Annotated in this window: 19 protein-coding genes; 4 read left to right on the top strand and 15 right to left on the bottom strand. The window is 62.9% G+C overall.

The annotated features are described in order from the left end of the window. Positions 1-77 precede the first annotated feature (77 nt). From GV818_RS00465 to GV818_RS00455, 3 genes are read right to left on the bottom strand one after another with little or no spacing between them, the layout of a single operon-like run. Complete coding sequence (locus tag GV818_RS00465; protein ID WP_161775597.1) at positions 78-3,155, bottom strand: efflux RND transporter permease subunit; 3,078 nt, start codon at positions 3,153-3,155, stop codon at positions 78-80. Then, entirely contained in the window at positions 3,152-4,222 is a 1,071-nt protein-coding gene (locus GV818_RS00460) for an efflux RND transporter periplasmic adaptor subunit (protein ID WP_161754057.1), read from the bottom strand. The genes GV818_RS00465 and GV818_RS00460 overlap by 4 nt, the downstream gene beginning before the upstream one ends. After that, positions 4,219-5,313: an efflux RND transporter periplasmic adaptor subunit gene (locus tag GV818_RS00455; RefSeq protein WP_161775596.1), complete on the bottom strand. Its 1,095-nt coding sequence runs from the start codon at positions 5,311-5,313 to the stop codon at positions 4,219-4,221. Before GV818_RS00455 ends, GV818_RS00460 begins: the two co-directional genes overlap by 4 nt. Positions 5,314-5,606: 293 nt before the next feature. Between GV818_RS00455 and GV818_RS00450 the strand changes: the two genes are divergently transcribed. Beyond that, positions 5,607-6,767 carry an AAA family ATPase gene (locus tag GV818_RS00450; RefSeq protein ID WP_161754053.1) on the top strand — a complete coding sequence of 387 codons (1,161 nt, stop codon included), beginning with the start codon at positions 5,607-5,609 and terminating at the stop codon, positions 6,765-6,767. Positions 6,768-7,429: 662 nt separating this feature from the next. Here GV818_RS00450 and GV818_RS00445 read toward each other — a convergent pair. The 12 genes from GV818_RS00445 to GV818_RS00390 all read right to left on the bottom strand — a co-directional run bounded on the left by GV818_RS00445 (position 7,430) and on the right by GV818_RS00390 (position 18,588). Continuing rightward, entirely contained in the window at positions 7,430-8,314 is an 885-nt protein-coding gene (locus GV818_RS00445; RefSeq protein WP_161775595.1) for a transporter substrate-binding domain-containing protein, read from the bottom strand. After that, entirely contained in the window at positions 8,311-9,093 is a 783-nt protein-coding gene (locus tag GV818_RS00440) for an amino acid ABC transporter ATP-binding protein (protein WP_161754049.1), read from the bottom strand. Before GV818_RS00440 ends, GV818_RS00445 begins: the two co-directional genes overlap by 4 nt. Next, the gene (locus tag GV818_RS00435) at positions 9,090-9,749 is read right to left on the bottom strand and encodes an amino acid ABC transporter permease (protein ID WP_161754047.1); all 660 of its coding nucleotides are present in this window, start codon (positions 9,747-9,749) and stop codon (positions 9,090-9,092) included. Before GV818_RS00435 ends, GV818_RS00440 begins: the two co-directional genes overlap by 4 nt. Then, positions 9,730-10,395, bottom strand: a complete 666-nt coding sequence (locus GV818_RS00430) for an amino acid ABC transporter permease (protein WP_011058611.1) — start codon at positions 10,393-10,395, stop codon at positions 9,730-9,732. Before GV818_RS00430 ends, GV818_RS00435 begins: the two co-directional genes overlap by 20 nt. 631 nt (positions 10,396-11,026) lie before the next feature. Next, positions 11,027-11,809 (bottom strand): MetQ/NlpA family ABC transporter substrate-binding protein, encoded by a 783-nt coding sequence (locus GV818_RS00425; protein ID WP_161775594.1) that lies wholly within the window; start codon positions 11,807-11,809, stop codon positions 11,027-11,029. A 1,061-nt stretch (positions 11,810-12,870) separates the two neighbouring features. Further along, on the bottom strand, positions 12,871-13,803 hold the full coding sequence (locus tag GV818_RS00420; protein WP_161754045.1) for a sigma 54-interacting transcriptional regulator: 933 nt from the start codon (positions 13,801-13,803) through the stop codon (positions 12,871-12,873). A gap of 57 nt (positions 13,804-13,860) precedes the next feature. Continuing rightward, positions 13,861-14,442 (bottom strand): alpha/beta hydrolase, encoded by a 582-nt coding sequence (locus GV818_RS00415; RefSeq protein WP_161754043.1) that lies wholly within the window; start codon positions 14,440-14,442, stop codon positions 13,861-13,863. A 337-nt stretch (positions 14,443-14,779) separates the two neighbouring features. Next, the gene (locus GV818_RS00410; protein WP_009041659.1) at positions 14,780-15,181 is read right to left on the bottom strand and encodes an ExbD/TolR family protein; all 402 of its coding nucleotides are present in this window, start codon (positions 15,179-15,181) and stop codon (positions 14,780-14,782) included. Position 15,182: 1 nt separating this feature from the next. After that, complete coding sequence (locus tag GV818_RS00405) at positions 15,183-15,908, bottom strand: MotA/TolQ/ExbB proton channel family protein (RefSeq protein ID WP_161754041.1); 726 nt, start codon at positions 15,906-15,908, stop codon at positions 15,183-15,185. 55 nt (positions 15,909-15,963) lie between these two features. Beyond that, positions 15,964-16,779 carry an energy transducer TonB gene (locus GV818_RS00400; protein WP_161754039.1) on the bottom strand — a complete coding sequence of 272 codons (816 nt, stop codon included), beginning with the start codon at positions 16,777-16,779 and terminating at the stop codon, positions 15,964-15,966. Positions 16,780-17,212: 433 nt separating this feature from the next. Continuing rightward, positions 17,213-17,536 carry a hypothetical protein gene (locus tag GV818_RS00395; RefSeq protein WP_161754037.1) on the bottom strand — a complete coding sequence of 108 codons (324 nt, stop codon included), beginning with the start codon at positions 17,534-17,536 and terminating at the stop codon, positions 17,213-17,215. A 197-nt stretch (positions 17,537-17,733) separates the two neighbouring features. Further along, a complete protein-coding gene (locus GV818_RS00390; protein ID WP_161775593.1) occupies positions 17,734-18,588 on the bottom strand; it encodes a LysR substrate-binding domain-containing protein in 855 nt (284 codons plus the stop codon). A 108-nt stretch (positions 18,589-18,696) separates the two neighbouring features. On the opposite strand from GV818_RS00390, the gene GV818_RS00385 reads away from it, so the two are divergent. Genes GV818_RS00385 through GV818_RS00375 form a run of 3 tightly spaced genes read left to right on the top strand, consistent with a single transcriptional unit; the run spans position 18,697 to position 21,076 of the window. After that, positions 18,697-19,359 carry an ankyrin repeat domain-containing protein gene (locus tag GV818_RS00385; RefSeq protein ID WP_161775592.1) on the top strand — a complete coding sequence of 221 codons (663 nt, stop codon included), beginning with the start codon at positions 18,697-18,699 and terminating at the stop codon, positions 19,357-19,359. Positions 19,360-19,386: 27 nt separating this feature from the next. After that, positions 19,387-19,848: a nucleoside deaminase gene (locus tag GV818_RS00380; RefSeq protein WP_161775591.1), complete on the top strand. Its 462-nt coding sequence runs from the start codon at positions 19,387-19,389 to the stop codon at positions 19,846-19,848. Beyond that, positions 19,835-21,076 (top strand): CynX/NimT family MFS transporter, encoded by a 1,242-nt coding sequence (locus GV818_RS00375; protein ID WP_256679391.1) that lies wholly within the window; start codon positions 19,835-19,837, stop codon positions 21,074-21,076. Before GV818_RS00380 ends, GV818_RS00375 begins: the two co-directional genes overlap by 14 nt. Positions 21,077-21,118: the final 42 nt, after the last annotated feature.

The raw sequence follows: 21,118 nt of genomic DNA, 5'->3' as shown, positions 1-21,118 counted from the left end.
TAGGAGCCGGCTTGCCGGCGAAGGCGATTGCGGATCAAGCGCCTGCCTTACGGGCCTCTTCGCTGGCAAGCCAGCTCCTACGAGGCGGGGGGGGCGGTGTCGTTGCTCGGCTCCTTGATCTTGTACCAGGCCACGTACAGCGCCGGCAGGAACAGCAGGGTCAGCAAGGTGGCGACGATGATGCCGCCGATCATCGCGTAGGCCATCGGCCCCCAGAACACCTCCCGGGCAATCGGGATCATCCCCAGACTGGCCGCCGCGGCGGTCAACAGGATCGGCCGGCGACGGTGGTGAGTGGCTTCCAGTACTGCGTCCCAGGGGTGATAACCCTCCTTCTCGTGTGAATCGATCTGGGTCACCAGGATCACCGAGTTGCGGATGATGATGCCGATCAACGCGAGAATCCCGAGGATCGCCACAAACCCCATGGGCGTGCCCGTGGGCACCAGGGCCAGGACCACACCGATCAGCCCCAACGGCGCCACACTGACCACCAGGAACAGCTTCTGCACGCTGTGCAACTGGATCATCAGGAAGGTTGCCATCAGGAACAGCATCAGCGGCACTACCTTGGCAATCGGCCCCTGGGCCTTGCCGCTCTCCTCCACGGTCCCGCCGGTGGCCACCGAGTAACCGGCCGGCAAGCTGGCAGCGAAGCGCTCGATGACCGGCTTGAGGTCCTCGACCAGGTCCGTGGGCTGGATTTCATCACGCACCGCGGCCTTGATGGTGATGGTCGGCTTGCGGTCACGCCGCCAAACCAGTGGCTGCTCCAGTTCGTAGCGGATCGTGGCGAAGGCCAGGAGTGGGATCGAAATGCCGTTGGGCGAGAGTATCTGCAGGTTCTGCAGGGTTTCCGGCGTGCCGCGCTCACTGTCGACGGCGCGGCTGACCACATTGATCAGGTAGATATCGTCATCCACCTGGGTCACGGTCGCACCGCTGACAATGCTGTTCATCAGCCGCGCCACGTCTTCGGAGGACAGGCCCAATTGCCGGGCCTTGTCCTGGGCGATGTCGATACGCAGGACCTTGCCCGGCTCGTTCCAGTCGTAAATGATCTCGCCGATGTGCGAGTTCTTGTCGAGTTCGCTGGCCAGTTCAATGGCGTGCTTGCGCACCAGATCGATGTCCTTGCCGCTGACTCGGTACTGGATCGGACGCCCTACCGGCGGGCCCATTTCCAGAGCCTGCACATAACCGCCAATTCCGACGAAGTCTTCTCGCAGGCGTTTCTGCAAGGTCTTGATCAACGCCGAGCGCTCCTTCAGGCCCTTGCTGACAATCACCAGCTGGGCGTAGTAGGGGTTCTGCAGTTGCTGGTCCAGGGGCAGGTAGAAGCGAATCGCGCCCTCGCCGATGTAGGTGCTCCAACGCTCGATGGACGGATCGTCCTTGAGCGTGGCTTCCAGACGGTCCACCGCCAGCCGTGTCTCGCTGATCGAGGCGTTCTGCGGCAGGTTGAGGTCAACGAGGATCTCCGGGCGGTCCGAGGACGGGAAGAACTGGTTCTGCACAAACCGCATGCCAAACACCGAGAGCACGAACAGCAACACCGTGATGCCGATCGCCCACCAGCGGTAGCGCATGCACCACAGCAGGCCAGCGTTGAAAGCACGGCCAATGCGCCCGGGTTCTTCGGAATGGGGTTTCACCTTGGCACTGAGAATGTGCAGGCCGATCACCGGCGCAAACACCACCGCCACCAGCCAGGACACCAGCATCGCCACCGCGATCACCGCAAACAGGGTGAAGGTGTATTCGCCGGCAGAACTGGCGTTGAGGCCAATGGGCACGAAACCGGCGACCGTCACCAGGGTCCCGGTGAGCATCGGGAAAGCCGTCGAGGTGTAGGCAAAGGTCGCCGCCTGCTCCTTGGTCTCTCCCAGCTCCAGGCGCGTGACCATCATCTCCACGGTGATCATGGCATCGTCCACCATCAACCCCAGAGAAATGATCAATGCGCCAAGGGAGATCCGCTGCATGGTAATGCCGCTGTATTCCATGAACACGAAGACCAGCGCCAGCACCAGCGGGATGGTCAAGGCCACCACCAACCCGGGACGCACCCCGAGGCTGACGAAGCTCACCAGCAACACAATCACCACCGCCTCGAACAAGGCACTGGTGAACCCGCCGACCGCCTCCGCCACCACTTCGGCCTGGTCCGAGACATTGTGCACACCGACCCCCACTGGCAGGTCGGCGGTCAACTCGGTCATCCGCGCATGCAACGCCTTGCCGAACGCCTGGATATTGCCGCCGGCCTTCATGGCAATCGCCAGGCCGATGGCGGGCTGGCCATTGAAACGGAACTGGGTGCTCGGTGGGTCGACATAACCGCGGCTGATCTCGGCGATATCCGCCAGCCGATAGAAGCGGTCATTGAGTCGCAGGTTGACGTTCGCCAGGTCCTTCTCCGACGCGAACTGCCCCGAGGTGCGCACGGAAATCCGTTCCGGCCCGGCCTCGATCACCCCGGCCGGGATCACCGCATTCTGCGACTGCAGGCTTTGCAGGACGTCGCGCTGGTCAATGCCCAGGGCCGCCAGCTTGCGCGTGGAGACGTTCAGGTAGATGACCTCATCCTGTGCGCCGATCATCTCCACCTTGCCCAGGTTCGGCACCTCGCGGATCTCGGCGCGCGCCTGCTCCACGTAGTCGCGCAGTTGGCGCATGGTCAGGCCGTCGGCGGTAAAGGCGTAGATGGAACCGTACACATCGCCGAACTCATCGTTGAAGCCCGGCCCCTGCAAACCCTGGGGGAAGTCGCCACGGATGTCATCGATCTTCTTGCGCACCTGGTACCAGATCTGCGGGATGTCCTTGGCACTGGTGGTATCACGCAGGTTGACGAACACCGTCGACTCGCCGGGGCGCGTATAGCTCTTCACGTAATCGAGGGAATCCAGCTCTTCGAGCTTTTTCTCGATGCGGTCAGTGACCTGCTTGAGGGTTTCCTCCTGGGTCGCACCCGGCCAACGGGTCTGGATGACCATGGTCTTGATGGTGAACGAAGGGTCTTCCTCACGTCCCAGGTTCAGATAGGAGAACACGCCCATCAGCAGCGCGATGAACATCAGGTACCAGACGAACGACTGATGCTTGATCGCCCACTCGGATAAATTGAAGCTCCCTTTCGTGGCAGGCGTCATGGTACGCGGTCCTCGTCGATTTTGACTTTTTGCCCCGGCTTGAGGCTGTTCACACCGGCGCTGACGATCCGCTCACCGGGCTTGATACCCTGGCCGATCAGCGCCGAATCGCTGTCGCGGCTGAGCACCGTGACCTCACGCGGGGCGACTGTCTGGCTCTGTCTGTCGATGACCCAGACCCGGGTCTTGCCATCCACTTCCTGCAAGGCACTCAGCGGCAGTTCGGTGCGTGGCTCGATGGCCGAGCTCAGGGTCACGCTGATGGCGGTGCCCAGGCGAAAGGCCTGCGGGGTGTCCTTGAGGGTCAGGCGCGCGCGCCGGGTGCGGGTGGCACTCTGGGCCTGGGGTTCGATCTCGCGCACGGTGGCAGTGGTGCTGATGCTCGGGTCCAGTTGCGCCGCAACCTTGAACACCACATCCGCCGGCAACTGGTCCACCAGGTTCGCCGGCAGATCGATTACCGCTTCCTTGATTTCCGGCCGGGCCAGGGTCACGACCTGCTGGCCGGCGGTCACCACTTGCCCGGCCTCGGCATTCCAGGCAGTGATCACCCCGCCATGATCGCTGCGCAGCTCGCTGTAGGTCAGCTGGTCCTGGGCCTGGCGCACCGCCGCCTTGGCCTGCGCCAGGGACGCTCCGGTGGTTTTCAGGTCAGTCTGGGCGATGTCCAGTTGCGCCTGGGCACCCACTCCACGGTCGAACAGTTCCTGCTGGCGTCGGGCATTGGCCTGGGCATTGATCCACTGCGCCTCGACCTTGGCCAGATCACCCTGGGCGGCGCGCAACTGGTTCTGCTGGTCGGTGGGATCGAGGGTCGCAAGCAACGCGCCCGGCCCCACTTCAGCCCCTACATCGACACTGCGATTGGCAATCCGCCCCGGCACCCGGAACCCCAGGTTGGTTTCATAGCGGGCCTGGATGTTGCCGGCAAAACGTCCCAGGCTCTCCTGGGATTGCGGGCTGGCCTCGATCGACAGCACTGGACGCACCGGCGCAGGCGCCGGCGCCTCCTTGGAGCAGCCCAGCAGCAAGGCACTGGCACACAGCAGCAGCGGCAGGCGCTTCATGGCTTGGCTCCAGGGTTCTTGGTCGGTTCGACGATCTCGACGAGCATCCCCGGGTGCAACAGCTGCCCGCCGGCCACCACGACTTTCTCGCCGCCCTTGAGGCCATCACTGATGAGCACCTTGCCGGTCAGGTAGCGCCCGACCTTGACCGTGTGCAGCGCGGTCTTGCCGTCCTCGCCCACCAACCACACCGCCGGCTCGCTGAGGTCCTTGGTCAGCGCCGACCAGGGCAGCATCACGCTGGCCTTGCCATTGGCCCGAGCCGTGGCGCTGACCACTGACCCCAGGTCCATGCCGGCAGGCAGTGAGTCAAGCATCACCTTGACCTGCACCGTGCCGCTCTGGGCCGAAACCACCGGGGTGATTTCGCGGACCTTACCGGTGGTCTTCACCTGGGGATTGTCCAGCAGGCTGATGTGGATGGTTTCCTGGCCCGGGGGCTCCATCAGCAGTGACTCGTAGACGTTGAATACCGCATCGCGCTCACCGTCCCTGGCCAGGCTGAAGATCGGCATCGTCGCTTGCACCACCTGGCCCACTTCGGCCTGGCGCGCGGTGATCACCCCCGGCGCCTCGGCCATCAGTTCGGTGTAGCTCAATTGCTCCCGGGCATTGGCCAACTGCGCCTGGGCCGCGCTCAGGGCGCTCTGGCTGCTGCGCAAGGCGGCCTGGGCCGAATCGTATTCGCTCTGGCTGGTATAGCCCTTGGGCAACAGTTTCTGCTGGCGGACGAAGGCGGCGCTGGTCTGCTTGACCCGGGCCTGCTCGGCGAACACCGAGGCGGCAGCGGTATCGACATTGGTCTGCAGGTCCTTGGGATCGAGCTTGGCCAGCACTTGCTGGGCCGAGACCCGGTCGCCGATGTCCACCATGCGCTGGATGATCTTACCGCCGACGCGGAACGACAACTCGGTCTGCACCCGTGCCTGCACATCACCGGTGAGGGTTACCGAAGGCGCAAAATCGCTGCTTTGCACTTCCTGGACGCGCACCCGCGGGCGCTCCTTTTCCGTGGGCTTTTCCGCCCCGCAGCCGCAGAGCAGAGCCAGCAGGCTCAGCCCCACTATCCATTTCGAATTGAGACCAGCCATGCAGGCTCCTTGTGCTTGATCGTCGCGCCAGTGACGTTACGACTGTGAGCTTAGAACAGGGTTCACGCGTTGCACTGTCGTCGCTGTCGATGGCTGTGAGCGCCTGGATTCGAGCCGCGGCAACGCCTCCACGCAGCCGTCTGCAAGGCTGCCGAGGGTGGCGCTGGAGACACCGTTCTTGAGCCTCCGCGAAGGTCCCTCGGGGTATATTGCAGCCTGCGGCAGGGCCGACACCCAGCGACAAAGACACCGCGAATTCGGCACACTGCCCAGCACGCAACAGGAGACCCGGCATGCTCAAGACCCTGGCGGTGGCCAATTACCGCTCCATCAACTCCCTGCTGATTCCCCTTGGCCGGCTGAACCTGATCACCGGGCCCAACGGCAGCGGCAAGTCCAACCTGTACCGGGCCCTGCGCCTGCTGGCGGAAACCGCCCAGGGCGGCGTGGTCAATGCCCTGGCCCGGGAAGGCGGGCTGGATTCGACCTTCTGGGCCGGGCCGGAGAAAATCAGCCGGCGCATGCGCAACGGCGAAGTGCCCGTCCAGGCCAGCGTGCGCTCGTCGAGCAAGCGCCTGCGCCTGGGGTTTGCCGGCGAGGACTTCAGCTACGCGATTGCCCTGGGCCTGCCGGAACCCAGCACGTCGGAATTCTCCCTGGACCCGGAAATCAAGAAGGAATGCATCTGGTCCGGACCGTTCTACCGTCCGGCCAGCCTGCTGGTGGATCGCCACGGCCCGCTGATTCGCGCCCGCCAGGGTCGCAGCTGGGAGGTGCTGGCCCAGCACACGCCGAACTTCGACAGCCTGTTCGATCAGGTCGGCAGCCTGCGCAGCTCGCCGGAAGTGCTGCAAATGCGCGAGTTCATCCGCCGCTGGCGCTTCTACGATCACTTTCGCAGCGACAGTGAAGCCCCGGTACGCCAACCGCAACTGGGCACCCGGACGCCGGTGCTGCACCACGACGGCCGCGACCTGGCTGCGGCGTTGCAGACCATCCGCGAGATCGGCGACCCCGAGGCCTTGCAGGCGGCCATCAGCGACGCCTTTCCTGGCGCACGACTGAATATCGCTCCGCTACCGGGTGGACGTTTCGCCATCGAGTTCTATCAGGAAGGATTGCTGCGGCCGTTGTCGGCAGCGGAGTTATCGGACGGCACCTTGCGCTACCTGTTGCTGGTGGCGGCGTTGCTGACCCCGCGCCCGCCGAGCCTGATGGTGCTCAACGAACCGGAAACCAGCCTGCACCCGGACCTGTTGCCGGCCCTGGCGCGCTTGATCATCGGGGCCTCAATGCAGTGCCAGGTGTGGGTGGTGTCCCACGCCCGGCGCCTGATCGCAGCCTTGCAGGAAGACCCCGAATGCAACTGTATCGTGCTGGAGAAAGAGCTGGGCCAGACCGGCATCGTCGGTCAGCGCATGCTCGACGAACCGGCGTGGTACTGGCCGGATTAACCATCCCCGCCAGCCCCGATTGCCATGCCTCCACCGTAGGAGCCAGCTTGCTGGCGAAGAGGCCCTCAAGCCCTGCATCGCCCTCACGGACGCCTTCGCTGGCAAGCCAGCTCCTACACGGCTCAAACGCAATACGCCCACCGTAGGAGCCAGCTTGCTGGCGAAGAGGCCCTCAGACCCTGCATCGCCCTCACGGACGCCTTCGCTGGCAAGCCAGCTCCTACACGGCTCAAACGCAATACGCCCACCGTAGGAGCCAGCTTGCTGGCGAAAAGGCCCCAGCCCTGCATCGCCCTCACGGGCGCCTTCGCTGGCAAGCCAGCTCCTACACGGCTCAAACGCAATACGCCCACCGTAGGAGCCAGCTTGCTGGCGAAGAGGCCCTCAAGCCCTGCATCGCCCTCGCGGACGCCTTCGCTGGCAAGCCAGCTCCTACACGGCTCAAGCGCAATACACCCACCGTAGGAGCCAGCTTGCTGGCGAAGAGGCCCTCAGGCCCTACATCGCCCTCGCGGACGCCTTCGCTGGCAAGCCAGCTCCTACATGGCTCAAGCGCAATACGCCCACCGTAGGAGCCAGCTTGCTGGCGAAGAGGCCCTCAGCCCTGCATCGCCCTCGCGGACGCCTTCGCTGGCAAGCCAGCTCCTACAGGTCGCGGAGGGTCAGCCCTGCCATTTGCCGCCTTCGACAATCACGCTGTCGGGCGCGGTGTCATCGCTCAGCTCTTTACGCACGTACTGGTCATACAGCTTGAGCAGGTATTTCTCTTCGCCCAGCTTGGCCAGTTCGGCATTCACCCAGTCACGCAGTTCGATGTTGCCTTTCTTCACCGCCGGGGCAATCGGCGCCTGCTCGCCCAGGGTCTGCGGCAGCACACGGTAGCCCGGGTTCTGCTTGGACCAGCTGAACAGGATCAGGTTGTCCTGGGCATAGGCATCGCCACGGCCATTGGCCAGGGCCTGCAGGGACTCGGTGTTCTTTTCGAACTTCAGCAGTTTCCAGTCCGGATGGTTCTGGGTCAGCCAGATATCCGCAGTAGTGCCGGTGGTGACAATGGTGGTGCGGCTCGCCAGGTCATCCAGGCTCTTCACTTCGCTGCCTTCGGGCACCAGGGCCTGGACCGCCACCTTGAGGTTGGGATTGGTGAATTCCACCGCTTCCTTGCGCTCCGGGGTCACGGTCATGTTGGCCAGGATCAGGTCGACCTTGTCGCTCTGCAGGAAGGGAATGCGGCTGGCCGGTTCCACCGCGACGAACTCCACCTTGTTCTCGTCGCCCAGCAGGTCCTTGGCGAATTGGCGGCCGATGTCAGTATCGAAACCCACGTAGCGCCCAGCCTCATCGACGAAACCAAACGGCGGCTTGTCGGTGAACACGCCGACGATCAGCTTGTCACGGGCCTTGATCTTGTCCAGGTAGCCAGCCGCCGGCGCGGCGCTGGCAGTGCTGGCCGCCGGCTTGGGCGGATCATTGGCTTTATCGCAGCCGGCCAGCAGGGCCAGACCGAACAGTGGCAGTAACAACAGCGAAGACTTGGCAGTTTTCATAAGAGCTCCAGTTCCTTTTTAGGGGCTTTCTTGGGCAGTGCTTCAACAAACGAGAACTTCTCCAGGAACTGCTGCGCGCGTGCGCTCTGCGGGTTCGTGAAGAATGCCTCGGGGGTGTTCTGTTCCACGATGCGGCCGCCGTCCATGAACACCACGCGGTCAGCCACGGCCCGGGCAAAGGCCATCTCATGGGTAACGATCAACAGGGTCATGCCGTCCCGGGCCAGGCCCTGGATCACTTGCAGTACCTCCTTGACCATCTCCGGATCAAGGGCCGCGGTGACCTCGTCGAACAGCATCACCTGGGGGTTCATGCACAGTGAACGAACAATGGCGATGCGTTGCTGCTGGCCACCTGACAGTTGTCGGGGAAACGCCTCGCGCTTGTCCAACAGGCCGACCCGTTCCAACAGCGCTTCGGCCTGGGCCTGGGCTTCACGGCGCTGGCGCTTCTGCACCTTCAGCGGGCCAAGCAGGATGTTGTCCAGCACCTTCATGTGCGGGAACAGGTGATAGCTCTGGAACACCATGCCGATCTGCTGGCGTACCTGCCGCCAGTCGGTGGCCGGGTCCAGCAATTCGCGCCCGGCGAAGCGCAGATGTCCGCTATGGGCACTTTCCAGGCCATTGAGGCAGCGCAGCAAAGTGCTCTTGCCGCAACCGCTGGGGCCGAGGATGACGATCACCTCCCCGGCCGCAACGCTGAGGTCGACCTCCTTGAGCACCTGCTGCGGGCCGAAGAACTTGTTGAAACCCTTGAACTCGATCAATGCGCTCATGCTTGCGTCCAGCGCCGCTCCAGCACGCGGGAGGCGGCCGACAGCGGGTAGCAGATGAAAAAGAAAAACAGGAACAAAACGCCGTAGATCAGCACCGATTCGTAGGTACGCTCGATGATCTGCTGGCCAACCTTGATCACGTCCACCACGCCGATCAGCACCGCCAGGGAACTGGTCTTGATGATCCGCGTGTAGACATTGATGGTCGGTGGCGTCATGCGTTTCAGCGCCTGGGGCAACAGCACGTAGCCGTACAGCTGGGCACTCGACAGGCCAATCGACAAGCCCGCTTCGCGCTGGCCCCGGGGCAGCGATTGCAGGGCCCCGCGCACCACCTCGCCGACCTCGCTGGCGCCCCACAGCGACAGCACCAGCACCGCGCAGGTGAAGCTGGGAATGCTGATGCCGAAAAAGATCGGGAAGCCGAAAAACAGCAGGTACAGCCAGACCAGCACCGGGATCGCCCGGAACAGTTCCAGGTAGATCCTCAGTGGTACCTCCAGGACCTTGCGCTGCAGGCTGCGCAGCACGCCGTAGAGCGCGCCGCCCAAGGTGCTGAAGACAATGCTCAGCAAAGAAATCGACAAGGTTTGCGCAGCACCCCGGGCCAATTGCGGCAGGGACACCAGCAGCAACTCAAGACCCGAACTGGCCATGCTGAAGCCTCCTTTCCAGACGGCTGAGCAACAGCGACAGTGGCAGGAACAGCAAGACGCAGATCAGCGTCAGCACCGCCAGCATCTCGTAGGTCTTGTAGTACAGGGCGATGTAGCTCTTGGTGGTGTAGAGGATTTCCGGCACCGCCACCGCCGAGACCACGGTGGTTTCCTTGAGCAGGAAAATGAAGTTGGCAAACAACGACGGCAGGCTGAGGATTCCGGCCTGGGGCAGGATCACGTAGCGCAGCAACTGCCATTGGGACAAGCCGATGGAACGTCCCGACTCCAGCTGCGCCTGGGGCACCGCCTCGACGCCAGCGCGCAGCACTTCCGTGAGATAGGCACCGCCAAGAAAGGTCATGGTGATGATCGCTGCGGTAAACCCCGAAACCTTGATGCCCAGGGCCGGCAAGGCGAAGTAGACGAAAAACAGCTGGATCAACAGTGGGGTATTGCGCGCCAGTTCCACGTACAGGCCGATCAGCCGGTGCAGGTAGGGGGTGCGAAACACCAGGAGCGTGGCGTTGATCAAGGCCACCAGCAAGGAAGTGCCGATGGCAATCAGGCCGACCTGCAGGGTTACCCCCACGGCTTTGAGAAACGCCGGCAGGGTGCTGAGGATAAAAGCGTAATCGAGGGTCATTGAGAGTCCTGGACGCCGCTGGGGTACAGCGGCGGTGGTGCAGTCCATGGGGCGATGGGTAATCGCCCGGCTGTTACGACTTTATAGCTATAAAAAGCAGAATTTAAATACCGTTAAAGCATATTGATATCACCCAAAAACCTAACCCGCGGATTTGCCGGGCTGGCGCCCAGCTACTACCTTTTCCGTCGGGCCTGCCGGGTTCTTTCGCGCTCGTACAGCCCTACCGGACGCTGCACCTCTCAAGGACGATTGCCATGGCTGATGCAAAGACCCCGCAACCGCTGGACCCCCACGAACTGATGAAGTGGCTGACGGCGTTGCGCCGGGCCACCCAACCCACGGCCAAGAGCGCTCCGCTGTAGCAGTTGGCTTGTGCAGGAGCGGGCTTGTGTAGGAGCTGGCTTGCCAGCGAAGGCGCCCGTAAGAGCGATACAAATCTCGAAGGCCTCTTCGCCGGCAAGCCGGCTCCTACCGTGACTGAGCGATGGCGTCCAAAAAGCGATGCATCCCCCAAGCTCGCCTCGCCGGGCTCCTGCGGCTTTCGCGGGCGCAATAAAAAACGCCGACGCTGTCATAGCCGTCGGCGTTCAAACCTTGAAGGGGTTTAGTGCGTCAGTAGCCTAGTTCATCAAAACGCTGGCAGTACCGCACCGCTGTACTTTTTCTCGATGAAGGCTTTCACCTCAGGGCTGGTCAAGGCCTTCGCCAGCTTCTGGATCGCCGGGCTGTCCTTGTTGTCCGGACGGGCCACCAGGTAGTTCACGTAAGGCGAATCGGAACCTTCGATGATCAGCGCATCCTTCGCCGGGTTCAGACCGGCTTCCAGGGCGTAGTTGGTGTTGATCATGTCCAGGTCAACCTGGTCCAGGACCCGTGGCAGCATGGCCGACTCAAGTTCCTTGAACTTGAAGTTGTGCGGGTTCTTGGCGATGTCCTTGGGCGTGGCGACGGCGTTCTTCGGGTCCTTGAGCTCGATCAGGCCTGCCTTCTGCAACAGGATCAGGGCACGGCCGCTGTTGCTGCCTTCGTTGGGGATGGCAATGGTCGCGCCGTCTTTCAGCTCGGCCAGGGTTTTGACTTTCTTCGAGTAGCCGCCGAAGGGTTCGACGTGCACGCCGATCACGGTCACCAAGTGAGTGCCTTTGCCTTCGTTGAAGCTCTTGAGGTACGGCAGGGTCTGGAAGTAGTTGGCATCCAGACGCTTCTGGTCGACCTGTACGTTGGGTTGCACGTAGTCGGTGAAGACCTTGATTTCCAGGTCCACGCCTTCCTTGGCCAGGGTTGGCTTGATCAGCTCAAGGATCTCGGCGTGGGGCACCGGGGTCGCGGCGACCACCAGCTTCTCGCCGGCTTGGGCGATGCCGGCGCTCAGAGCTGCCGCCAGTGCGGTGAACAACAGAACTTTTTTCATGCAAGGTCCTTAAGTGTCGGAATCGACGACGGCTTCAAATGAGGTGCTTATCAGGGTGCCAGTGATGTGCCACTGCTGGCGTGAAGCGGACAATACCGAGATTTTTTATTCCCGAACAATATCTTTTATTCACTTTCATATTCCATTTTGTTCATACAGCATCCCAACGCTCTAACCCGCGCCCGCCAGCTTTTTTCCAGGAGCCGGCTTGCCGGCGAAGAGGCCCTCAAGCCCTGCATCGCCCTCACGAACGCCTTCGCTGGCAAGCCAGCTCCTACGGACCGGATCTGAAATGGTCATGTGTAGGAGCCGGCTTGCCGGCGAAGAGGCCCTCAGGCCTTGCATCGCCCCCACGAACGCCTTCGCTGGCAAGCCAGCTCCTACGGGCCGGATCTGAAATGGTCGTGTGTAGGAGCCGGCTTGCCGGCGAAGAGGCCCTCAAGCCCTGCATCGCCCTCACGAACGCCTTCGCTGGCAAGCCAGCTCCTACGGGCCGGATCTGAAATGGTTGTGTGTAGGAGCCGGCTTGCCGGCGAAGAGGCCCTCAAGCCCTGCATCGCCCTCACGAATGCCTTCGCTGGCAAGCCAGCTCCTACGGGCCGGATCTGAAATGGTCATGTGTAGGAGCCGGCTTGCCGGCGAAGAGGCCCTCAAGCCCTGCATCGCCCTCACGAATGCCTTCGCTGGCAAGCCAGCTCCTACGGGCCGGATCTGAAATGGTCGTGTGTAGGAGCCGGCTTGCCGGCGAAGAGGCCCTCAAGCCCTGCATCGCCCCTCACGAATGCCTTCGCTGGCAAGCCAGCTCCTACGGGCCGGATCTGAAATGGTCGTGTGTAGGAGCCGGCTTGCCGGCGAAGAGGCCCTCAAGCCCTGCATCGCCCTCACGAACGCCTTCGCTGGCAAGCCAGCTCCTACGGGCCAGATCTGAAATGGTCATGTGTAGGAGCCGGCTTGCCGGCGAAGAGGCCCTCAGGCCTTGCATCGCCCCCACGCGCGCCTTCGCTGGCAAGCCAGCTCCTACGGGCCGGATCTGAAATGGTCGTGTGTAGGAGGAGGTGGGGTCAGGACAAGCCGGTGCGCTGCAGCAGTTGTTGCAGGGCATGGCGCTCCCCCGCCGAACCACTCTGGACAATCTGCTCCAGCAATTGCTGAATCTGCTCCAGCGGCGAAGGGGTCGGCGGCAGGTTGAGGTGCTCCGGCAGGATCTCCTCGCCACTACTGACCAGCAGGGCAAAGTGAATGACGTTCTCCAGCTCCCGGGTGTTGCCCGGCCAACTGTGGCGATCCAGGGCCTGCTGCGCAGCTTCGCTGATCAGCGGCACCGGCAGTTCCAGGCGCTGGCTGTAGATGCCCAGGAAGTACTCGGCCAACGACTCGATGTCGCCCACCCGCTCACGCAGCGCCGGCAACTCCAGCTGGCCTTCGCTGAGATAGCGGTACAGGCGCTGATGAAACTTGCCCGCCGCCACCGCCTGGGCCAGGTCGATGCTGGTGGCTGCCACCAGGCGCACGTCCACCGGGCTCGGTTGCTGGGCACCAACCCGGGTCACTTCATGGTTCTCCAGGGCCGCCAGCAACTTGGTCTGGATCGGCAGCGGCAGGTCGCCGATTTCGTCCAGGTACAGGGTCCCGCCATTGGCCGAACCGAACCAGCCGGCGCGGCTGCTGGCGGAGCCGCTGAAACTGCCGGCGGCATAACCGAACAGCTCGGCGTCGGCGTAGGTCGGGCTGATGGCGCCGCAGTTGACCGAGACAAATAACCCGCCGCGGTCGCTGGCACGGTGGATATGCCGCGCCAGCAGTTCCTTGCCGGTGCCGGTTTCGCCGCGGATCAGCACCGAGATCGAGCGCGGCGCCAGTTGTTCCAGCTCTTCACGCAGTTGCCGTGAACGCGGGTCGACGAACACCAGTGCCTTGGCACGGATGCTCAGGGGGCTTTTCTCGGCATCGGGAAAGGTCAGCAACGGCTGACCGAAAGGGGTATGAGGGCTCATGGCAGACTCCCGCCCCAGCCCGCCTGGGGGCGGGGCGTTTAAACAGAAAAAAGGTCATCAGGCACGGCGCAGGGCGTGTTGTTCCATGCGGTTCTGCAGACGATAGAGATAGGCGAAACCCTGTTCCCAGCGATGGTGGCCAGACTTGACGTTGATGTGCCCGGCGCCCGCCAGAATCCCCGCTTCAGCGCCCCAATCACGGGCCAGCTCCATGGCCCGTGGCGCGCTCACGGCGCTGTCGTTATCGGAGCTGACCACCTGGCTGGGAAAGGGCAGCAAGTCCCGGGGGATCGGTGCGAAGTTGCGCAGCGCCGGCGCACAGGCCGCACGCTCGACATCCGCCGGCGCCACCAGCAAGGCACCGCGCACCTGGCGCAACGCTGCCACGGGCGCGCGAGCCGCCCAATGGGCCACGGTGACGCAGCCCAGGCTGTGGGCAATCAGGATCACCGGCGTGTCATCGGCGGCGATGGCTTCGGCCAGGGCCGCCACCCAGTCTTCACGGCGCGGCGTCAGCCAGTCGGCCTGCTCCACCCGCGCACTGTTGGGCAGGCTGTTCTGCCAGTGGGTTTGCCAATGATCTTCTGGCGATCCTTGCCAGCCCGGCACAATCAAGTAGCGAATGGATGCGTTGCGCATGGGGAACCCTCCTGCTGCGTGTCTGTTCCCGAACGAGTATAGGGAGGGGAGTTATATTCGTTAAGGAATAAGAAGCTATTTGTTAATGCCTTAAATGAATATCAAACATCCCCTCTTCGTAGGAGCCGGCTTGCCGGCGAAAGGGCCATCAGCTCTTGTGCAACCTTGAGGACGCCTTCGCTGGCAAGCCAGCTCCTACGAGGTGAGCGCAGTGGAGTTTTTTGCATGAGCTGGCGCAATTTCGCTGGGGCTTTGCAGGTGGGTTTTCGTCAGGCAAAAAAAAGGCCGCACCCTGCCAAGGAGACGGCCTGAAAAGTCGTGGCTTTGTTGCTCGTTGTCAGCGGGCGGTGATCACCGACAGTTTGGTGATGCCCGCACGCTCGATGGACGCCATGGCCCGGGCCACTTCCCCGTAGTTGACCCCATCATCGGCCTGCAGCTGGACCCGCACTTCGGGGTCCTTGGCCTTGGCCGCTTGCAAGTTGGTTTCCAGCAGGTCCGGCTGGATCTCGTCCTTGTTGATAAACAGTTTGCCGGCACCGTCGATGCTCACCACCAGCGGATCCTTCTGCTCCACCGGGGCCACGGCCTCGGTCTTGGGCAGGTTGATCGGAATCGCGTTGGTCAGCAGCGGCGCGGTGACGATAAACACCACCAGCAGCACCAGCATCACGTCCACCAGCGGCGTGACGTTGATCTCGCTCAGCACCTCATCGCTGTCCTGGGTTGAAAAGGCCATATCAGGACGCCTCCTTGACTTTCTGCACGCTGCCCTGGGCCGCAACCTTGTGCGCGCTCGGGTGGATCAGCACGCGGAACGAGCTCTTCTGCGCCAGGCTGTAGAAGTCATGGGCAAAGTCATCGAGGTCGGCAACGGTGAGTTTCAGGCGGCGTAAAAAGTAGTTGTAAACCAGCACCGCAGGCACCGCGACGGCGATCCCCACACCGGTAGCCACCAGGGCTGCGCCAATCGGGCCGGCCACGGTTTCCAGGCTCGCCGAACCTGCGGCGCTGATGCCTTTCAAGGCTTCCATGATCCCCCACACGGTGCCGAACAGGCCGATGAAGGGCGAGGTGCTGCCAATACTGGCGACCACCGCCAAGCCGGTTTCCAGGGAGCGACGCTCACGCACGATCTGTTGGCGCAGGGCACGTTCAAGACGGTCCTGGTGGTTGATCGCCTGACTCAGGTCCGCCGCCTGGGGCGCTTCACCCACCTGGATCGCCGCGTAGCCGGCCTGGGCCACCCGCGCCGCTGCGCCAGGCTGGGTTTCACTCAAGGCGGCCGCAGAGTCGAGACTCGAGGCCGCCCAGAACTGATTGTGGAACTTGCGATCCTGGACCTTGAGGCGAGCGAACTGCACGCCCTTGACCAGGGCCAGGCCCCAGGTGGCGACGGAGAAGACCACTAACAGCCAGATCACCGCGCTTTCGATGGATTCCAGTGGAGATGCCAGTAACGTCATGATGTGTTCCCTCTGTGTAAGCGTTTAGCGCGCGTTATTTGATCGGCCTTGCGGCTCAATGAATCTTGAAATCGATGGGTACGCTGACCCAGCCGTCCTGGGCCACGTCACCCTGCTTGGCCGGTACGAAACTCCAGCGCTTGACCGCGGCCAGGGCCGCATCATCAAGCTGCTGGCGACCACTGCTTTTCTGGATCTGGATCTCGCCCGGCTTGCCGCTGGCCAACACATGCACCCGCAACAGCACCGTGCCCTCCCAGCCTCGGCGCTGGGCCAGGGACGGGTATTCCGGCGCCGGGTTCTTCAGGTACGCCGCGCTGGCGGACGCCGGGGTCACCGGAGCCGGGGCCGGTGGCGCAGGCGCTGTTGGAGCCGCTACCGGAGCGGCGGGTACTGACGGTGCGGGCGTTTGCTGAACCGGCTTGGGCGCCGGTTTCGGCTCAGGCTTGGGTACCGGCTTGGGCTTGGGTTTAGGCACCGGTTTGGGCGGTGGCGGCTTCACCGCCAACTCGTCCTCCACTGGAGGCGGCGGCTCCACCACCGGCTGGACCGGCTGCGGTGGAGGCGGCTCGACCACGGGTGGCGCCGGACGCGAGAATTCGATGGTCATGGGCGGAATTTCCGGCGGCACGATCGGCAGCACCGGGGTCGGCTTCTGGCTCAGCCAGTAGAGCACCGCACCGTGCAGTACCAGGGCAACAACCCCCAGGAGGATCGCCTCACGACGGCGCAATATGCCCTTGGGCGTGCGTTGCAGACGTGATTGGCCCAACGGCAAGCGGTGAGGCCGGCCGAGGTCGACCAACTCGCCGCTCGGTGCCTGGCGCCACAGCACCTCGTGTGCACCGGCGGCGGTCTGGACATTGCCCATGGATTTACTCCCTACGATCTTTTGAATAACCCGGCACCGGCGTATCAACTGCCCCCACACATCGGTGCCGCGGGGCCAATGATCAGCGCGCCGTGCTTATCTCTGAAAGTAATCTTTCAAGTTATACATAGATCAAAATGGAATACTTGATCCGCAAGAATCGTCCCAGCCCCCGTGAATCAAGGGCTGCAACCAAGAGCGGAAAAAACCATGCTTTACAGGCATTGAAAATATTCCCTTAAAGCATGGAAACAAGCCTGTCAGATGGAGAAAACAACATATCTCCTATTACAACCAGACAAAAAATCACAACTAATCATCAACACTTAACATTCAACAGTGATTTACTGACGAGCACGACAAAGCCGCTGAAATACCGCACTGCCTTTAAATAAAACAGCGAGTATTCAGCGGCTGGTATTTATCGAACTTGTTACTGCTTGACGAACTCACCACTCAGGCCGACCACATCGCCGCTGAAGTTGCTGCGTGCACCGGAGGCACGCAGTCGGGAGTAGTTGTGGTCGGGAGAGAACAGCGCCCAGGCCTGATAGCCATAGCCGTCGTTGTAGCCCGAGACATTGATGATGGTCGGCTGGCCGGTGCTGTTCTGGAAGTGGTAATGGCCGGTAACGCCGTACTTGACCCCGGCCTGGGTCAACTCACCGCTGAACGAACCGTTGGAGTCGTTGCCGTCGGTCACGACCAGACGGGCGTCAGCGTTGGAGTTTACATAGGTTCCATTGATGCTCGACATGATGCGGGTTTCCTTATGCGGTTGAATGTTTCGTCCAATGAAGCAAGTTCCTCCTGGAACTCACAAACCCAGCATGGTTGGCATTTACAACCCTGTCCAAAATAAACCTGCAGAACAACTAACTAAATAGCTATAGCTGGCAATCCAGCCTCTATAACTTATGTCCAAAGTAAAAGAACTTATAACTACCCAAACGTTCAAACCTGCAGTTTTCCGCTTGCCACTGTTCTTAACTGCTCTTGCAATTCCTTGCCGGCCCGGCTCAAGCCACTGCCGGCGTACAGCGCCAGGCGCACGCCCTGGATATCCGGCAAGCCGCTGTGCCCATCGAGAATCCGGTGCCCCTTGCCCAGCACCCGCACCGGCAACAGGCTGATGCCCAATCCCGCCGCCACCGCCGAACAGACACTGGCCAGGCTGGCGCTGGAATAGGCGATGCGCCAAGGCCAGCCACCAACTTCCAAGTGATGGAGCATTTCCTGGCGGTACAGACCACCGACCGGAAACGCCACCAGGGGCAACGGATCTCGACCAAAGGCCGGCTGCCGATGGCTGTCGACCCAGCACAAGGGTTCGGGCCAGGAGTCCAGACAGTCATCGCTATGCCCCATCTGCTTGACCAGCAGCAGGTCGAACTCGCCACGTCGATACTGGCGCAGCAACTCCGGCCCCAGGCCGCTGGCGACCTCCAGGCGCACCGTTGGGTAATCGCGGCCAAAACGCGAGAGCAGCGGCATCAGGCGCTCGGCGGCAAAGTCTTCCGGTACCCCGAGACGCAGCACCTCTTCGCTGCGCTGGTTGATCAGCACATCGCTGGCCTCTTCATGCAGGGCCAGGATGCGCCGGGCATAAGCCAGCAGGCGCTCGCCCTCCACCGTGGCCACTACCTGGCGCTGATCGCGGTCCAGCAACTGGCAGCCCAGGCTTTCCTCCAGGCGTCGCACTTGCTGGCTCACGGTGGACTGAGTCAGGTGCAGCCGCTCAGCGGCACGGGTGAAATTCTGGCAGTCGGCAACCGCGACAAAACTGCGCAACAACACGGGATCGAGCATCCGGCCTAACCATCCTTATAGCCACTGATTGGCATGATTATATTTAATTTCAGAATACACAGGCACCTCACCATACTCCCCTTTCATCAATCGGAACGGGAGGTTTCCATGACGCTCAAGTTGTCCTTCAAGCGCGGCCTGATCGCCCTCGGACTGCTCACCGCGGGAGTCGTGATGGCCAGCGACAACTCACTGCTGGACGCGGTGCGCAAAGGGCAGTTGCAGCAGGTTGAGCAACTGATCCAGCAAGGCGCGGCCATCGACGATCGCGGCCTGGATGGCAGCAGTGCGCTGCTCCTGGCCACCCGGGACAACCGGATCGAGATCGCCCGGGCGCTGATCGAAGCCGGAGCCAATGTGAACCAGAAGAACCTGATCCAGGACAGCCCCTACCTGCTGGCCGGTGCCAGCGGCCACAACGAAATCCTCAAGTTGACCCTGGCCCACGGCGCCGACCTCAAGAGCACCAACCGCTACGGCGGCACCGCCTTGATCCCCGCCTGCGAGCGCGGCCATGTAGAAACCGTGGACCTGCTGATCAAGGCCGGGGTCGAGTTGAATCACGTCAACCGCCTGGGCTGGACCTGCCTGATGGAAGCCATTGTGCTGTCCGACGGCGGCCCTGCGCACCAGCAGATCGTCAGCCGGCTGATCACCGCCGGGGCCGACCTCAACCTGCCGGACCGCGCCGGAATCAGCCCGCTGCAGCAAGCTCGCCAACGAGGCCAAGAGGCCATCGCCAAACTGCTGCGGGACGCCGGAGCCTCCTGATATCCCCAGCCCCTAACGGAGTCCTTCATGAACGACGACCAACACTTCCTGCAACAGGCCGTGGCCCTGGCCCGGCGCAATGTCGAACAGGGCGGTCGCCCGTTCGGCGCGCTGCTGGTGCGCAACGGTCAAGTGCTGGCCGAGGCGGTGAATGAAATCCACCTCAGCCAGGACCCCACCGCCCACGCCGAGATGCTCGCCATCCGCAGCGCCAGCCAGCACCTGGGGCCACGCCTGGACGACTGCGTGATCTACGCCAGCGGCCAGCCCTGCCCCATGTGCCTGGCCGCCATGTACCTGTGCGGCGTATCCCGCGCAGTGTTCGCCGCCAGCAATCAACAGGCGCAGCCTTTCGGCCTGTCCACCGCAGCCATCTACCAGCAACTGAGCAAGCCCCTGGAAGCCCAGCGCCTGCCAGTGCTGCACCTGCCCCAGGCAGCAATGACCGCCCTCTATCAGGATTGGCAGGAGCGCCATGCAGCGAACTGAATCTCCGTTCCAGCGCTGGGCCGGCTGGGCCTTGCTGGTGTGCCTGGGCCTCAACCTGCGACCGATCCTCAGCTCGGTCAGCCCGCTGCTCAACGAGATTCGTGGCGCCACCGGCTTGAGCTTCCAGAGCAGCGCCTGGCTCACCAGCCTGCCGGTGATCTGCATGGGCCTGGTGGCGTTGCTGGGCGTACGGATCGAAGCGCGACTGGGTGAACGACGCGGCGTCTCCCTGGGACTGTTGCTGGTACTGCTGGCCTGCCTGATGCGGCTGTTCTTCGGCCAAGCAGCAGCATTATTGGCCACGGCTTTATTGGGTGGTGCCGGCGTGGCGCTGATCCAAGCCTTGCTACCGGCGTTGATCAAACGCCAATTCCAGCAGCGTGTGGCCCTGGCCATGGGCGTCTACTCGGCTGCGCTGATGGGCGGTGGTGGCATTGCCGCCCTGCTCAGCCCGCAAGTGGCCAACCACTTCGCCAACTGGCAAGTGGGGCTGGGTATCTGGCTGTTGCCGGCCATGGCCGCGCTGCTGCTCTGGGTATGCCTGCCCCTGGGTGCCGGGCGTCGCCATGGCAAGCTGACCTCCACGACCGGGCTCTGGAGCAACCGTCGCGCCTGGCTGCTGGCGTTGTATTTCGGCCTGGTGAACTGCGGCTACATGAGCATGGTGGCCTGGCTACCGGCCTACTACCTGCAGATGGGCTGGAGCGCCACCCAGAGCGGCTCGCTGCTGGCCTTCATGACCCTTTTCCAAGTGACCGCCGCCCTGCTGATGCCGGCCCTGGCCCAGCGCAGCAGCGACCGCCGACCACTACTGGGCATCAGCCTCACGGCCCAGGCCGTGGGTTTTCTCGGGCTGGTGCTGTGGCCATTGCAGAGCCCGCACCTGTGGGTGGCGCTGATCGGCTTCGGCCTGGGGGCGTGTTTTGCCCTGAGCCTGATCCTGACCCTGGATCACCGCCGCGACCCTCGGGAAGCCGGGCAACTGGCGGCCTTTGTCCAGGGCGTGGGCTTTCTGATCAACGCCGTCTCGCCGTGGCTGAGCGGCTGGCTGCGGCAAGTCACCGGCAGCTTTGTCAGCGCCTGGTGGGTGCTGATCGTCGGCGTCCTGGCGATGCTGCTGTTGACCCGAATCTTCAGCCCCGCCAGCTATCAGACCGGGTTGAGACCCGGACCTGTCGCCGACTCATCACCGACAGCTCCTGGAGAGTTTCGCCCCGGCGCCACGTAGAATCCCCTCGCGACAAACAGCGCACACTCAATCAAGGACACG

This window comes from Pseudomonas sp. Fl4BN1 (genome assembly GCF_009908285.1).
Taxonomy (GTDB): Bacteria; Pseudomonadota; Gammaproteobacteria; order Pseudomonadales; family Pseudomonadaceae; genus Aquipseudomonas.
Note: the sequence above shows the minus strand (reverse complement) of the source record. Positions and strands in the feature narration are given on the sequence as shown.